Below are 13,841 nucleotides of genomic sequence, written 5' to 3'. Positions count from 1 at the left end.
GTCAGACCCCCTTGCGGATGGCGAGCTGCGCCAGGCGCAGACCTTCGGCGACCCCGGCCCGCCACGCCTGCTCCGTCGCGATCACCGGCGCCTCGGTACGGGCCCAGCGACGGCGTTCGATCTCCAACCGCCGCACCAACCGGCCCACACCCGAGGTGGAGCGCTGCCGGGTGTTCGTGGTCGTGTTCATGCCGTCATCTCCATTCGGTTCAGCGACCCGGAGTCGTTCCGGTCGCTGGTCTCGCCTTCTCCGAAACAGCCCGGGCAGGCACCCGAACCGCCACACACCTGGCACTCGATCCCGTCGATCGAGTCGCCGTAGCCGTCACACACATCACAGGCGCGGCTACCACTGCATTCGCCACACACCATGAGTGATCACCCCCGATCGAAGACACAACTGTCCCCGCCTCGGAACTACTCGGATTTTCCGGAACCCGGTCCGGCAGAATTCAATGGGCCGCCGGGTCAGGCGGCCGGCCCGCTGACTGCGCGGACCTCGTTGCTCTTCTTGTTCTCGTTCTGGCGGGCGGTCAGCTCCCGCTCGGTGACGTCCAGCACCTCCCGGAGTCGCACCAGGTCGGGCCGGTCGAGGTAGAGCGTCACCGAACCCCCGGAGCCCTCCACATCCACCGTGACCCGGTCCTCACGCGGGTGGACCCGTACCGGGAAGCTCGTCGTCTCGAACACGTGCACGTTCACCGTCACCGTCGACGACGGTAACCACTCCGGGCGGGTCACTGCTCGCCACCGTCGTGGTCCTTGCCCCGCCGCGCCGGTGCGGGTGCGGGGTGGGCGTGCTTGAGCCCGGCCGCCTTGAACGCGATCCCCGACACCGTCCGCCCATCCGGCGACTCGATCGAGTACGGATTGATCCTCGGATCGATCAACTGCACCCGCACGTCCTCCGGAAACCCCTCCCCGGGATCCGCGGTCAGGGTCACCTTGATCTCCTCACCCTTCGGCGCCCGCTGACCCGCCGTCACCTGCAGCTTCGCGAACAGCGACACCACGAACTGCATCACCCCATCCCGATCCGTGACCGGCACCTCCGCACCGTTCGCGTCCTGACGGGTCTTGGGTGCGGGCGGCTCCACCACCGTGAGCTTGAAGCCATCGAGCACCACCGGAAGATCCCTCATCGCTCCACCTCTCGTCGTTGACCCCCCTAAACATCGGCCACACTCGCGGCTTGTTCAGGGGGCTAAACCAGCATGGCGCTGTGCCGATCTGTTGTCAAGGGGCCTAAACTAGAGGATGTGGTTGATGTTGATGAGGAGTTCCACGCGCTGCGTGCGGAGCCGGACCCGGTCCGCCGCGGGCGGCGTGCAACCGACCTGCTGGCGACCTACCAGCAGCGATCGGTGGAACTCGCGCGCGTCCGCCGCGCCGCGATCGAGGAGGCCCGCGACCAGCTCGGTGGCAGCTACACCGAGGTGGCTCGTGCGTTCGGCCTGACCAAGGGCCGGATCACTCAGATCCGCAGCAGCGCCCCGCCCGCGCACCGGGCGTTCTTCGGGGTCGGTCCGTTGGAGGTCGCGCTACCCGGCCGGCGGCTGCTCGACCGCGAGGACGTCGTCATCGCCACCGAGGACGACGCCACCGGCGTGCACCTGACCGAGGAGACCGAGCGCCTGGCGTTCACCGTCGAGCGCCGGATCATCGACCCGCACCAGGAGTGGGAGCCGGCCGGGGATGCGGTCGTGGTCTGCGGGCCCGCGTCCGCGCACGTCGGGCACATGCTCATGCAGCGCGACCCGCTGCTCACGATGTCGATCGGGGACGGTGCGCGCTGGGGGATCGTCGACCGCGACACCGGCGAGCGGTTCCTGTCCCCGATGGACGACGAGGCCCCCCGGCGGGCCGACGTCGCCTACCTCGCCCGCCACGTGATGCCCTCCGGCTCGGTGGTCGTGCACATCGCCGGTGTGCACGCTCTCGGTTCCATCGGCGCCGCGCACTACCTGACCGAGAACGTCGCGGACCTGTGGGACGAGTTCGGCGACGGCTCGTTCAGCATGGTCGTCGGTGCAGAGTTCCACGAGCTCAGCCCCACCACGCTGGACGTTCTCGTCCCCCCGAGGCGATGGCCGCAGTGACCGTGCACGGCGCACTGCTCCCCGGCCGCACCCCTCCCGGGCAGGACCGCTGGGCCGCGACTCCGCACGGAATCGTCGTACTCGACGGAGCCACCGCCACCGCACCCGAGGTACCCCCGGCCGAGCACTACGTCGACACCCTGCTCACCGAGAGCACCACGCGGCTCGACACCGGCGACGACCTGCCGTCCCTGATCACCGAGGCCATCGCCTCGACCGCGGACACACTCGGGCTCGTCCCCGGTGCCGCGCCGTCATCGACCGTCGCGATCCTGCGCTGGACCGAGACCGACATCGAGGCGGCGGTACTCGGCGACAGCACCGTGATCCTCGGAACGGCCGACGGGGGAGTGGCACGACTGCACGACGACCGCCTCGCCTCCGTCGCTCCGGCTGCTCGCCGGACCTATCAGGAGCGTCTACGCCAGGGGCACGGCTACGACGACCGCCACCGAGCCCTGATGGCCACGATCCAGCGCAACGAGGTCCACGCCCGCAACACCGCACACGGCTACTGGATCGCCGAAGCAGACCCGGCCGCCGGACACCACGTCCTGACAACACGACTTCCGCGAACCCACGTCAGGTGGGCGGCGGTCGCCACCGACGGTGCGCAACGGATCATCGACCACCTCGGGCTGTCCTGGGCCGACGTAGCCACCCGCGACGACGACGAGCTGCGCGACCTACTCGACCGCCTGCACCGGTGGGAAGCCGAGAGCGACCCGCACGGCGTAGCCCTGCCGCGAGCGAAACGCCACGACGACAAAACCATCGTCACCTGGCAACCCGACCAGCGATGACCACACCACGTCACTCCGTGGCCGTCGCCGGAGTCACCGTCCGCGCCGACGGGCGGATCCTGGTCGTGCAGCGCCGCGACAACGGCCGGTGGGAAGCCCCCGGCGGAGTTCTCGAACAGGACGAGACCTTCGAACAGGGCGTGCAGCGCGAAATCGTCGAGGAGACCGGCGTGACCGTCGCCGTCGAAGTCCTCAGCGGCGTCTACAAGAACATGACCATCGGCGTCGTCGCGATCGACTACCGATGCCGCTACGTCTGCGGAGAGGCGACCCCGACACCGGAGTCCCAACGCGTCGAGTGGCTCACCGCCGACGAGGTCCGCCAGCGCATGAAGCCCGCCTACGCCGTCCGCGTCCTGGACGCTCTCACCGCAGAACCCTGCTCACGGGCACATGACGGCACCACCGTTATGCCCCGCTGACCAGCGGAAACACCTGAAACTGGCGGCATCAGAGCGCGCCGTGTCTATAGTCTCCATTCAGTATCAAGGCGGCGGCTCCGCCGCCGAGCCGCTTCCCGCCGCGCGGGGCGTGCGGCCTGCCGGCCGGTCCCCGCGCGGCGCGCGGCTCTTGGACCACGTCGCTGGCGCGATGCACATTACAATGTCCTTCGGGGCACCACGTCAGTAGTCGGCAGCGACCGAGCTAAGGTATAGCCTCTCGGCGTCGTTAGCGCCGCCGATGGCTTTCTGAACAGTCGGTGATTTTAAGTCAAGCACACGAAGAGTCTTGTCGGCCATCTCCGCGACTGCCTCAATACGATGGAATTCACTTCCGTATTCGACGGCGAAGTTGGCCAGCCCTTGCAGTTTGGGAATGGCGTCGGCCAGGTGAAAGCTGTGCGGGTCAACAATCGACGCCTTCACTCCTGAGGCATCGCCGGAAAAGAATACGAAATCTGGAAGAATGCGCCGCCAGTTACCCTTGCCGTCCTTGTAGACGATTGAGAGGGAGTCGTCAGATCCGCGTGCTGGATTTCGATACCATGCTAGAAAGCCCGGCTGAGCCATCTCGGATTCCAGGACTCGGATTTCCCAGCTGTTCAGGCTGCCGATCGGAAACAGGCCATTCTCATCGGACATCAGATGCTGAGCCTTGGTAGCCAATTTGTTGCCGTTGGCGTCTTCGGTCTCCTCGGCTCGCACCCGTGGCCTGCGGATGTCGAGACGCTGCGGGTCGGTTGACATGGCGACAATATCTGAATACACAGATTGCCGTTCATCTGGCAGGCCCTTGATTGCGACGCGATGCTCTGTCAACCACTTCTTAGTGAGCAGGTCAGCTTCGCGGTTGAGTTCAGTTCGCACGCCTTCGATCTGGGCAAGTGCGGCCACCTTCAGGTGTGCATCGAACAGCCCGTCATCGTCCTCGCCAGCAAGGTAGTCAGCATACTTGCGAGCAAGGTCTGCGGATAGTACTCGTTGCGCGTTTTTGAACTCTGCTTCGACGGACCGTTCGTCTGCAACCTCATGGAACGTGTCGGCGCTTCCGATAGCTTTACCGCTGACCGAGGCAACGATCGTCTCTCCCTCGACATCAAGGATTCCGTAAGTGGCCGTTTCGACCTTTTCCTTGTGGCGCGCCATTAGTCCATCCAACACGCTGATCATCTCGCCTACCGCGGCCTTCCGGGCATCGGAACGAAGACCATCGCGGGAGAGCGCTTGAGCTAGAGTGAATAGCCGCTTTGACGGCTTCGCGGCCTTCTTCGGGAGGGACTGCGACGGGAGTGCGTCGAATGCCTTCCAGACGTAGTCCGGAATCGCCTCATTGGCGTGCATATCGACCGGATTGAAAAGGACTCGTCGTCCTTGGCCGCCACCAGTACCGCCACTGCCGTCATCGCTCTCAGGCTTCTTTCCAAGTAGAATATCGGCCACCTCGGTTGCCGTAGACCGGTTGAAGAATGGCAGCACGCAGTCGACCGAGTTCAGGCGGTCATCGCCCGTAATCCGGCGGGCGAGCGGAGTACGAACCATGCGCCCGAGTAGTTGCGTGATGTGGGTCTTGTCAGTTGCCGGCCGGTACGACACCAGTACCTCAGCACGTGGACAGTCCCACCCGGTGGATATAGCGTCTTTAGCGAGCAGGACGCGGATGTGGTCGGCTTCTTGGACCCTCTCGGGAGCGATGTGTGGTATTTCGTAGTCGCCGATTAGAATTGATGCGTGATCGCCGAACACGTGGGCGATACCGTCACCGGGCAGGCCGGGCCATTCATCGCGTATCGCGTCGATGGCGTTCTGGAGCAGTTCTGTCGATGGCGTGTTCGGCACCTGCACAACGAGGAGTGGCACGACGGTGTCGCCCGGCGAATCTTGGGCCGCAGCATACGCTTCCCACAGCCGGTCGGCCTCCTTCACCTTACGCGCGCCGCGCTTCAGCAGTACTGTGTCAAATACCCCCTTCTCGGCTGGGAAATCCAGCCGGATGTCGTCCTTCAGCAGACCCGATTCTTGGATCAGCGCTGCGTCGACCTCGTAGTTGGGATACGGATAGCGATCCTTAACGTCCTGCATTGCTTCGGTGAAGCGGTCGATCGTCGCGGATATACCCCACACTACGGGAAGCGGCGGCATGCCGTTACCGTTGATGAGCCGCTTTACGATGGTCTCGCGTTCGGCTCGATCCCTCCTCGTTGGCTTCCGCATGCCCTTGTGGGCTTCATCGAGGATCAGATAAAGGGTGAGCTGGTCGTCCTCGATCGTGTTACGGATCGTATCCCAGATCGTGTGCTGACGAAGGTCAGGCGAGGCAGTTCGGTCGAACAGCGCCTCGTTGTCATCGGTGGCTGCGCCTCGTACCAGTAGAGAGTTCTTTGACAACTTCTGGGAGTTGAGAAAGTATACTCTACCTGGATCGAACTTCTCTTGATTAAAGGTGTTCTCGATGACCTGGAGGCGCGAGTAGGCGATCCGGTCGCCCGATGCATCCAGGATGCGTGCCTTCGTTTGTTCATTCAAGGACGGATCGTCGGTAAACCAGATCACGACCGCACCGGGGTCCGGCTCGAATTCCCAGTCCGGATCGCCGAAGAATAGGGCTTCGATTACCGCCGAAGCCATTACTGTCTTGCCCGCACCTGTGGTTGCAGCGAGGGAGAAAGAAACGTTCCTGCCCTTGCGATGGTAATCGTCGCGAGCATCGGCGAAGTAGGAGAGCATCTGACCGACTGCGTCTGCCTGATAATCCTTCAAGGTGTACTTCATCAGGTCACTCCCGGCCGGTATTGATTACAAAGTTGGCCATGTATGAGTCGTAGAGTCTGATCGCTTCGACGTGCGGAGGCAGCTCGGAACAAATCATCTGAAATGCTCGGTCATCATCAGTCACAATGAATGCCGCACGAACTCGTTTGCCGTCAGCCAGAGCAGCGAGGAACGCCCCCGAGCTGTCTAGATCGAAGAGGACTCCATAGGTGTCAGCTACGGCGAAATCTTCGGCGGCGTGTTCGATACGGGAGCCTTCGGCTCCTGCCCGGAGCCAGAGCAGTGGCGCAATAGCCTGGAACGACCGGTTGTGGGCTACGGCACGGGGGTTCTCATAGGTCATAGTGAAGAACTCAATGTTCTCTTCAAAACCCTCGGCGATCGGAAACTCATCCACGAATCGGTACGTGCCGTTCATTGTCTCACCGCGGTAGTCAACGCCCGTCACTGCAGCCTGGAGTCGAGGCTTCGTAAAATACTCGCAGATGCCGAACTGTTCCCAGTCTGGATCGCCGGGCCTGAGTCCCTTAGCTCGCAACGAAGCGGCCTGATCGTTTACTTCGTTGTTGGTGACTACAATCGACTTTCGCGCACCGTCGTCCTGCCGATTGAGTCGCATAACTGCATGCGTTGTCGTCCCGCTTCCGCCGAAGAAATCGAGAACGACCGCGTTGCGGTTGTCTCCGATGTAGAAGCGTAACGCGTCCTCTACGGCGTACAGGCTCTTTGGGAATGGAAACTTGCGATTTGGCAGAAATTTCCGCAGGAGGGTTGATCCGTGCTCGGTGGCGCTATACGCACCGTTCGTCCACATCGTCTTTCCCACTTGTGAACGCGCACGCCCCTCGGCGTTCTTGACGACGAGCTCACCCTTCGCGTTGCGGCCTTCGGTGACCAGCTCACCGGCAGCGATTGCACGCATATGTCCGGATGTGAGGAATGACAGTCCATAGCGCCCAGTACGTCGGTTCAGGCGCCCGATCTTTATGCGTCCGGCCGCGAGATACTCGCGGAATGTAGGTGCCGAGAGCTGCCAGCAAGCTTCAGATCCGTCACTCTTTATGGGCCATTGGCTTATACAGCCGTCGGGGGGTGGTGGGGCGTCAGAGAGGGGAACTCCCAGTGGAAGATGCTCGCCGCATCCAACGATTGTCTCGCTTTCCTCGTCTATGTAAACGGGGAAGAATTTCGCTTTGGTATCCTCTCTTCGGGAGTTGCCACCGGAGCGTTGGAAAGCTTCCCAAGTAAATGGCTTCGCAGCGCCATCTTCAGATACGAATGTCGACGTTCCTGGCGTTGTATCGACGATTGTACGCGCTGGACGTGCCGCCCCGACATGCACGAAGAGTAGGTGCTCATCCACTCGCGAAAACTGATCAATGATCGACGCTCCCGCGGGATTGATGAGCGCCGTTACCATTTGAATTTTGGAACCTGTAAATAGTTGCTGAAGTAGTAGGGCGAGGCGATGGACTTCGTTTTCATCGATAGCGACGATCAACACGGAGCGGGCTGGATTGAGAAGCTGCTTGGCTAGTTTTAGGCGACGCTCCATGAACGCTAGCCACTTGGAATGACGGTAGAGGTCGTCACCATCGACATAGTTGTTATTGTACTTCCAGTCGCGGGCCCCCGAATTGTACGGGGGGTCGATGTAGATTGCGTCGACCTTGCCTTCGTGCGTGTATAGTAGCGTCTGGAGCGCGTGGAAGTTCTCAGCGTTGATGACCGTATGAAACGGCTTGTCGCCACCTCGTTCGACCTTGCCGGTCGACGCTAGACCGGCGTAGATCGGGTCCCGGAACTCAGCCACCACGACCAGGTCCTCGCACGGTCGAGTGGCTGTCTCGACCTCGTCGGAATCCGGGCTGACCCGTCGTGCCAGCGCGGCTACTTGGCCGTCGCTGGTCATGCTAAGATTCGTGACCTGCCACAAGCGTTCGTCGGTGCTCTTTGGATCCGCGCCTCGTGGAGCGAGGAACCGTACCTTGTCACCGCGCCTGACGGAGCGTCCCGGTAGTTCGACTGTCTCCGGTGTATGGCGCTCGAAGTTGAGGCCGAACGCTCGCCGCTCGCTGAGCGCCTTGATCTCCTTCGCGAGGTCGGCGGCCAGCTGAGGATCCGTCGCCTCGACTGCGCGCAGCAGGTTGCTCAGTGACGACAACAGGCAGCCTCCTCCATCTTCTTGGGTGACGGGCGTGTGAGGTGCGCCGACACGGGACTGCAGGCTATCGGTCGACCGCGATCCGACGGTCTGGAGACCTCCCGGATCGCACTCCTGGGCTCGCCGGACGTTCGTGGAGCAGGACCGTGCCGTCAACTGTGCCCTCGCCGGGCTGGCAGGTCTCCGGGATGCTGACACCGTGCCATCCCGCCGACCTCCCCGAGGGCGTACCGCACGGGCACCCGTGGGCGGAGCGTGGCATGGTCGGGTGCGGTTACGTCGAGGGGCCGCCCACGGGTGCCCGTGCGGTCGGTCTGGCGACAGGTCGACAGGATGGCACTCGGAAGGCGCGGGGAGCGGGGGCCCCGGGGGCCCGGGAGTCGACGGCAGCAGGTGGCGGCGCCGTTATCGAGGGTGCCGGGTCGAACGCGCCAGCTATGATCGGCCTCGATCGGGTTGCGAGCCGGGCGCGGCCGGATGATCGTCGAGATGCCGCCGAGTGTCTAACTGAGTGACAACCGAAGCGCGTGACCGTGGACGGCCACGGACGCCGATGGACTGTCTACCTGCACGGACGCGAATTAGTGATGCTGGCCGGCGCATATTCGCTGGTGCCTGGCAGTCAAGGGGTCAGGGGTTCGAATCCCCTCAGCTCCACGTAAGACGAGAAGATCGAAACCTGCCCCGCCTGAGTGCGGGGCAGGTTCGTTTCTGCGTCCGCCTGGTCCGGGATGTCGGCGTTGACGTGGGCGAGGGCGCTCGTGGTGGGCTCTGCCGGGACGTAGCTGACCTGCTCGTCTTCGTCGATGACGATGCGGGTGAACAGGGCGCGGTTGATCACTCGCCTTCTATAGGCGCATGGGGTCCGGCGGATTTCATGAGTGGGTGGTTCTGTCGAACCGCCCTGCGAAGGTACCTCCCGGTGAGAGAGACGCCGCTGTTCAGGAGCTGGGTCGGCGGGCCCTGGTGGACGAGGGTGCCGCCCTGGTCACCAGCTTCGGGGCCAATGTCGATGACGTGGTCAGCGTGGACGATGATGCGTTGGTTGTGCTCGATGGCGATGATGGTCGCCCCGGCGTCGACGAGGCGGTCGAACAGGGTCAGCAACCGGTCGACATCGGCGCTGTGCAGGCCCGCTGTCGGCTCGTCGAGCACAATCCGCACTCGTCCCGGATCACCGGTGTCGGCAAGGTACTTGGCGAGCAGCAGGCGCTGGCGTTCGCCGCCGGAGAGGGTGTCGGTGCTCTGTCCGATCGCCAGGTAGCCGAGGCCGACATCATCAAGCCAACGCATCCGTGCCGCGGTTGTGCCGCCGAGCAGTTCGGCGGCGGCCGGGGCGGTCATGCCGAGTACTTCGGCGATAGTCCGGCCGTGGAGAGTGGCAGCGAGAGCGGTCTGGTTGAAGCGGGTTCCGCTGCAGGCCTCACAGACTGTGGTGACGTCGTCGAGAAAGGCGAGGTCGGTGACGTTGACGCCCTTGCCCTTGCACATTTGGCATGCGCCGCGCGCGTTGGCGCTGAACCACGATGGCGACATCCGGTTGGCGGTGGCGAACGCCTGCCGGATCTGCTCGGCGATGCCGAGCACCGTCGCCGGAGTGGAGCGGATGCCCCCGCGAAGGGGCTCCTGACCGATGACGGCGAACTCCGGATGTTGGCGAGGCAGTTCCGCCGCGATGAGGGTGCTCTTGCCAGAGCCGGCGACGCCGGATACCGCCGTGAGCACGCCGAGCGGGATGTCCACGCTGAGGTCGTGGAGATTGTGCGCCGTGGCGTGTTGGATGGTCACCGTGCCTGCGGCCGAGCGCGGGTCGGTGTTGATGCGGATGGGCTCGCGCAGCATCCGACCGGTCGCGGTATCCGTTGCTGCCAACTCTTCCGGTGTTCCTGTGAACTGGACATGCCCGCCGGCGGCTCCCGCTCCCGGGCCGATGTCGATGACGTGGTCGGCTGCGGCGATCACGGCAGGATGGTGCTCCACAACAAGTACGGTGTTGTGTGCGTCGCACAGCCGTTCGAGCAGCGTCAGCAGCCGGTGCACATCGTACGGGTGCAGGCCGACGCTGGGCTCGTCGAACACGTAACAGACGTCACTGAGCGCGCTGCCAAGATGGCGAACGATCTTCACACGCTGAGCTTCTCCGCCGGACAGCGTGGTGGAGCGACGGTCGAGGCTGAGGTAGCCGAGCCCGACCTCGGACATCGCCTCCAGGCGCTCACGGATCGCATCGAGCACCGGCGATACCCTAGGATCGTCAACCGCGGCGACCACCGCGCGAAGCTCGGCGATGGGCAGGGCCGACCAGTCTACGATGGAGCGTCCGTCGATCCGGCTTGCCCGGGCGGCAGCGTTCAGCCGCGCGCCGCCGCACTCCGGGCAGGTCTTGCGGGTGACGACACGATGCAGGCTGGCCTGCTCGTCATCGGTGAGCCGGGACGGTGTCTTGCGCAGATAGCTGTCGCGCAGCCGCGGGATCACGCCGTCGAAACGGCTGGACTTCGGATAGTCCGCGTCGGGATTCGCCAGCGGCAGGTCCTCGGCGTACAGCAGCGTGTCCAGATCTTTCGCGGGCAGGTCGGAGAGCGGCCGGTCGGGGTCGATGAGGCCGGAATGCACCATCCGCTTCCACCGGTAGGTACCGGGAGCGAATGCTGGGAATCGGATCGCGCCCTCGTTCAGGCTGCGTGACCGATCCAGCAGCGCGTCCAGATCGATGTCGTCCACGGCGCCCAGGCCCTCGCAGCGCGGGCACATCCCGCTCGGGTCGTTGAACGAGTATGCCGGCGAGTACCCCGCACTCGGCACACCGATGCGAGCGAACAGCATCCGCAGCAGCGGCGCGATATCGCTCGCCGTACCGACCGTGGAACGGGCGTTGCCGGTGAACGGGCGCTGATCCACGACGGTGGTGAACATCAGACCGTCGATTCGGTCAACCTCGGCATGCCCATATTGCGGCAGTCGATTGCGCACGAACAACGGATAAGACTCCGCGACCAGCCGCTGAGCCTCGGCCGCGATCGTGCCGAACGCCAGCGACGACTTCCCAGACCCGGAAACCCCGGTGAACACCGTGATCCGGTGCTTCGGCACCCGCACCGAGACATCCCTCAGATTGTTCGTTCGAGCGCCCTCAACGATGATCCACCCTGTTCTGCCTGTTTCCGTTTCGCCTGCCATGGCTCCACGCTACGATCAGATGTGGACAGATTAGAGCCACAACTCAGGAAGGTCGATGGGGTCACCACGCGAGCGGATGCTGCGGCTGCTCTCCCTCCTGCAGAGCGGTCGGAAGTGGCCAGCGGCCGATCTCGCTGACGCGACCGGGTGTACACCCCGCACTCTGCGCCGCGATATCGAATACCTACGCGAACTCGGCTACCCGGTGCAGAGCGTCCGCGGCCCGGGTGGCTACTACCAGCTCGTCGCCGGCCGTGCGGTGCCGCCGCTGATGCTGGAGGATGACGAAGCGGCAGCGACGGTGCTGGGACTAAAGCTCGCGGAATCCGAAGACACTGCCGGCGGCCCGACGGCGGAAGCGGCCCGCCGCGCTGGCGACAAGCTGCGCCGCATCCTGCCGCCAGCACTCAGGCGCAGCACCGACCAGCTGCTCGCTGCGATCGAACTCACCGCTACCGCCTACCCGCTGCCCGTGCCCGAGCTTCTGCGCACGGTCGCCACAGCGATCTCCGCGAACCGCGCACTCGTCTTCGGCTACCGGGGCAAGACCGGCAACACCGAACGTGAGGTCGAGCCGGCCCGCGTGCTGCGCCTCCGGCAGCGCTGGTACCTCTTCGGCTGGGATCGCAAACGTGGTGACTGGCGCACTTTTCGGCTTGACCGCATCGACGGCATCCCGGCAACCGGCTCCCGTTCTCTGCCGCGCACCCCACCCGCCGATGACCTCACCGCGTACCTGCGTGAGCACTTCGAGGGCGTCCCCGCTCTCACGGTCACACTCGCGCTCCACACGAGCGCGGCGGACGCCGCCGCCCGCCTGCACCGGATCGACGGCGTGATCGAAACCCTCGGAGAGGATCGCTGCCGCTACACAGCCCATGTCGACTCGTACGAATGGCTCACCCTCGTGCTCGTCCTCAGCGACATTGACTTCACTGTCGAAGAGCCGGAATCCTTCCGTAGGCACCTCGTTGCGCAGGCACACCGGCTGATACGGGCCGTATGAGCGAGCAACGGGCCTAGCTCTCTGCAGTCATCGCCGAGTCCGACCCTGTCACGCACTGTATGACGAATCTGGCATCGCCACCGCAGGACAGGCCGACAGGGTGAGCCGGGCGAACACCCGGTGCGGCACCGAGGTGACGTTCTCGGCCTCGGCGGGGGTGAGACCGTTGGTGCCGTAGTCGCGGTCGATGCGGCCCTTGACTCTGGGTGCGTGGACGGCGGAGCGGGTGCAGCCGTTCTTCTTGCGCCGGCCTGAGCAGGTAAAGCACTCGTACCGCTCGCCATGTGGCCCAGCCCCGGGCATGCTCCCTGCGCACGGCTTGGGGTCGTGCGGCTACCGGCTGACCGACGATCGCCGCGGCGATCACGGAACTGGCTCGCCGGGAGCAGCGACGCTTGTGGCAAACGTAAGCAATCACTTACACTCAATGCATGTCCGCTCTTGATGTGCTCGCCGATCCGACTCGTCGGCGCATCGTCGAAGTTCTCGCCGGGGGCGAGCTCGACGCGGGAGCCATCGCGTCTCACTTCGACATCAGCCGCCCCGCCGTCTCCCAGCACCTCGGAGTCCTCGTGGAGGGTGGTGTGCTCGGTGTGCAGAGGCGGGGAACGCGGCGCATCTACCGGCTTTCGCCATCGGCGCTATCCGAAGCGGGCGACTGGCTCTCAGCACAAGCGGAACGCTGGAACCGCGCACTCGACGCACTCGAAGAAGCCCTCGACCAAGGAGACATATGACCACCACACCACCCACAGGAGCAGGAACGCTCGGTATCGGGGAGGATGGAACCTTCCGCATCCGGTTCGACCGGACGCTCCGCCACTCGCTGCCGAAGGTCTGGGCCGCCCTGACCGACCCGTCGAAACTCTCGGTATGGATGCCGGGCTGCCGAATCGACCCTCACGTCGGCGGAACGACTGTCTATGACTTCGGGGAAGAGGGCCGGGCGACCGGCGAGGTCCTCGCGATCCGCCCGCCCAGCGAGGTCGATCCGAGCGGGGAACTGGAACACAGTTGGCGCTGGGAAGGGCTTCCCGACTCGATCGTCGCCTGGCGTCTCGAACCCGTCGAGGAAGGCACTCGTCTCCTCCTCATCCACCGCGAGGTCGTCCGCGACCCGGCGGTCGAGTTCGCGATCGGCTGGCACGTCATCCTCGACACCCTCGACCGCTACGTGGAGGATCACCCCTGGGACGATGTATGGGACGACTACGACCTACTCGCCGAGCACTACCGGCAGGCTGTCTAGGCGTCACCGTGGCTCTTGCAGGCCGCGAGTTGGTCCGTGTCAACGGATCCTGAAAATTGACCCCCGTGGGGTCCGGGGATTTTGACCCCCCGAGTGGTCTGTCAGTCCTGGTTGCTGCGTTGCTTGGCGAG

At 64.4% G+C, this 13,841-nt stretch carries 13 protein-coding genes; 6 read left to right on the top strand and 7 right to left on the bottom strand.

Going from position 1 to position 13,841, the window contains the following annotated elements:
* Position 1: 1 nt before the first annotated feature.
* The 3 genes from AB0J24_RS26790 to AB0J24_RS26780 all read right to left on the bottom strand — a co-directional run bounded on the left by AB0J24_RS26790 (position 2) and on the right by AB0J24_RS26780 (position 1,142).
* Complete coding sequence (locus AB0J24_RS26790) at positions 2-190, bottom strand: hypothetical protein (protein WP_358686381.1); 189 nt, start codon at positions 188-190, stop codon at positions 2-4.
* A 278-nt stretch (positions 191-468) separates the two neighbouring features.
* Complete coding sequence (locus AB0J24_RS26785; RefSeq protein ID WP_358686378.1) at positions 469-708, bottom strand: hypothetical protein; 240 nt, start codon at positions 706-708, stop codon at positions 469-471.
* Between the two features lie 29 nt (positions 709-737).
* Positions 738-1,142, bottom strand: a complete 405-nt coding sequence (locus AB0J24_RS26780) for a hypothetical protein (protein WP_358686376.1) — start codon at positions 1,140-1,142, stop codon at positions 738-740.
* A 117-nt stretch (positions 1,143-1,259) separates the two neighbouring features.
* Here AB0J24_RS26780 and AB0J24_RS26775 point away from each other — a divergent pair, with 117 nt between their 5' ends.
* From AB0J24_RS26775 to AB0J24_RS26765, 3 genes are read left to right on the top strand one after another with little or no spacing between them, the layout of a single operon-like run.
* The gene (locus AB0J24_RS26775; protein WP_358686374.1) at positions 1,260-2,099 is read left to right on the top strand and encodes a hypothetical protein; all 840 of its coding nucleotides are present in this window, start codon (positions 1,260-1,262) and stop codon (positions 2,097-2,099) included.
* Positions 2,087-2,902 carry a hypothetical protein gene (locus AB0J24_RS26770; RefSeq protein ID WP_358686371.1) on the top strand — a complete coding sequence of 272 codons (816 nt, stop codon included), beginning with the start codon at positions 2,087-2,089 and terminating at the stop codon, positions 2,900-2,902. Before AB0J24_RS26775 ends, AB0J24_RS26770 begins: the two co-directional genes overlap by 13 nt.
* A 17-nt stretch (positions 2,903-2,919) precedes the next feature.
* Positions 2,920-3,324, top strand: coding sequence for an NUDIX hydrolase (locus AB0J24_RS26765; protein WP_358686368.1), 405 nt, complete (start codon positions 2,920-2,922; stop codon positions 3,322-3,324).
* Between the two features lie 201 nt (positions 3,325-3,525).
* Here AB0J24_RS26765 and AB0J24_RS26760 read toward each other — a convergent pair whose 3' ends face one another.
* The 4 genes from AB0J24_RS26760 to AB0J24_RS26745 all read right to left on the bottom strand — a co-directional run bounded on the left by AB0J24_RS26760 (position 3,526) and on the right by AB0J24_RS26745 (position 11,455).
* Positions 3,526-6,111 carry a DEAD/DEAH box helicase family protein gene (locus AB0J24_RS26760; protein WP_358686366.1) on the bottom strand — a complete coding sequence of 862 codons (2,586 nt, stop codon included), beginning with the start codon at positions 6,109-6,111 and terminating at the stop codon, positions 3,526-3,528.
* Between the two features lie 4 nt (positions 6,112-6,115).
* Entirely contained in the window at positions 6,116-8,275 is a 2,160-nt protein-coding gene (locus AB0J24_RS26755; RefSeq protein WP_358686363.1) for a DNA methyltransferase, read from the bottom strand.
* 622 nt (positions 8,276-8,897) lie between these two features.
* Positions 8,898-9,116: a hypothetical protein gene (locus tag AB0J24_RS26750; protein ID WP_358686361.1), complete on the bottom strand. Its 219-nt coding sequence runs from the start codon at positions 9,114-9,116 to the stop codon at positions 8,898-8,900.
* Positions 9,113-11,455, bottom strand: coding sequence for an ATP-binding cassette domain-containing protein (locus AB0J24_RS26745; RefSeq protein ID WP_358686358.1), 2,343 nt, complete (start codon positions 11,453-11,455; stop codon positions 9,113-9,115). Before AB0J24_RS26745 ends, AB0J24_RS26750 begins: the two co-directional genes overlap by 4 nt.
* A gap of 76 nt (positions 11,456-11,531) precedes the next feature.
* Here AB0J24_RS26745 and AB0J24_RS26740 point away from each other — a divergent pair, with 76 nt between their 5' ends.
* The 3 genes from AB0J24_RS26740 (at position 11,532) to AB0J24_RS26730 (ending at position 13,710) form a co-directional block, all read left to right on the top strand.
* Complete coding sequence (locus AB0J24_RS26740; RefSeq protein WP_358686356.1) at positions 11,532-12,461, top strand: YafY family protein; 930 nt, start codon at positions 11,532-11,534, stop codon at positions 12,459-12,461.
* A 431-nt stretch (positions 12,462-12,892) separates the two neighbouring features.
* The gene (locus AB0J24_RS26735) at positions 12,893-13,198 is read left to right on the top strand and encodes a metalloregulator ArsR/SmtB family transcription factor (RefSeq protein ID WP_358686353.1); all 306 of its coding nucleotides are present in this window, start codon (positions 12,893-12,895) and stop codon (positions 13,196-13,198) included.
* Positions 13,195-13,710 (top strand): SRPBCC domain-containing protein, encoded by a 516-nt coding sequence (locus AB0J24_RS26730; protein ID WP_358686351.1) that lies wholly within the window; start codon positions 13,195-13,197, stop codon positions 13,708-13,710. The genes AB0J24_RS26735 and AB0J24_RS26730 overlap by 4 nt, the downstream gene beginning before the upstream one ends.
* The last annotated feature ends 131 nt before the right edge of the window (positions 13,711-13,841 follow it).

The sequence above is a fragment of the Pseudonocardia sp. NPDC049635 genome, assembly GCF_040659795.1.
Taxonomy (GTDB): Bacteria; Actinomycetota; Actinomycetes; order Mycobacteriales; family Pseudonocardiaceae; genus Pseudonocardia.
Note: the sequence above shows the minus strand (reverse complement) of the source record. Positions and strands in the feature narration are given on the sequence as shown.

Coding starts and splice junctions, on each gene's coding strand:
- AB0J24_RS26790 (WP_358686381.1), bottom strand. CDS start 190: ATGAACACGACCACGAACACCCGGCAGCGCTCCACCTCGGGTGTGGGC.
- AB0J24_RS26780 (WP_358686376.1), bottom strand. CDS start 1,142: ATGAGGGATCTTCCGGTGGTGCTCGATGGCTTCAAGCTCACGGTGGTG.
- AB0J24_RS26770 (WP_358686371.1), top strand. CDS start 2,087: ATGGCCGCAGTGACCGTGCACGGCGCACTGCTCCCCGGCCGCACCCCT.
- AB0J24_RS26760 (WP_358686366.1), bottom strand. CDS start 6,111: ATGAAGTACACCTTGAAGGATTATCAGGCAGACGCAGTCGGTCAGATG.
- AB0J24_RS26745 (WP_358686358.1), bottom strand. CDS start 11,455: ATGGCAGGCGAAACGGAAACAGGCAGAACAGGGTGGATCATCGTTGAG.
- AB0J24_RS26740 (WP_358686356.1), top strand. CDS start 11,532: ATGCTGCGGCTGCTCTCCCTCCTGCAGAGCGGTCGGAAGTGGCCAGCG.
- AB0J24_RS26735 (WP_358686353.1), top strand. CDS start 12,893: ATGTCCGCTCTTGATGTGCTCGCCGATCCGACTCGTCGGCGCATCGTC.
- AB0J24_RS26730 (WP_358686351.1), top strand. CDS start 13,195: ATGACCACCACACCACCCACAGGAGCAGGAACGCTCGGTATCGGGGAG.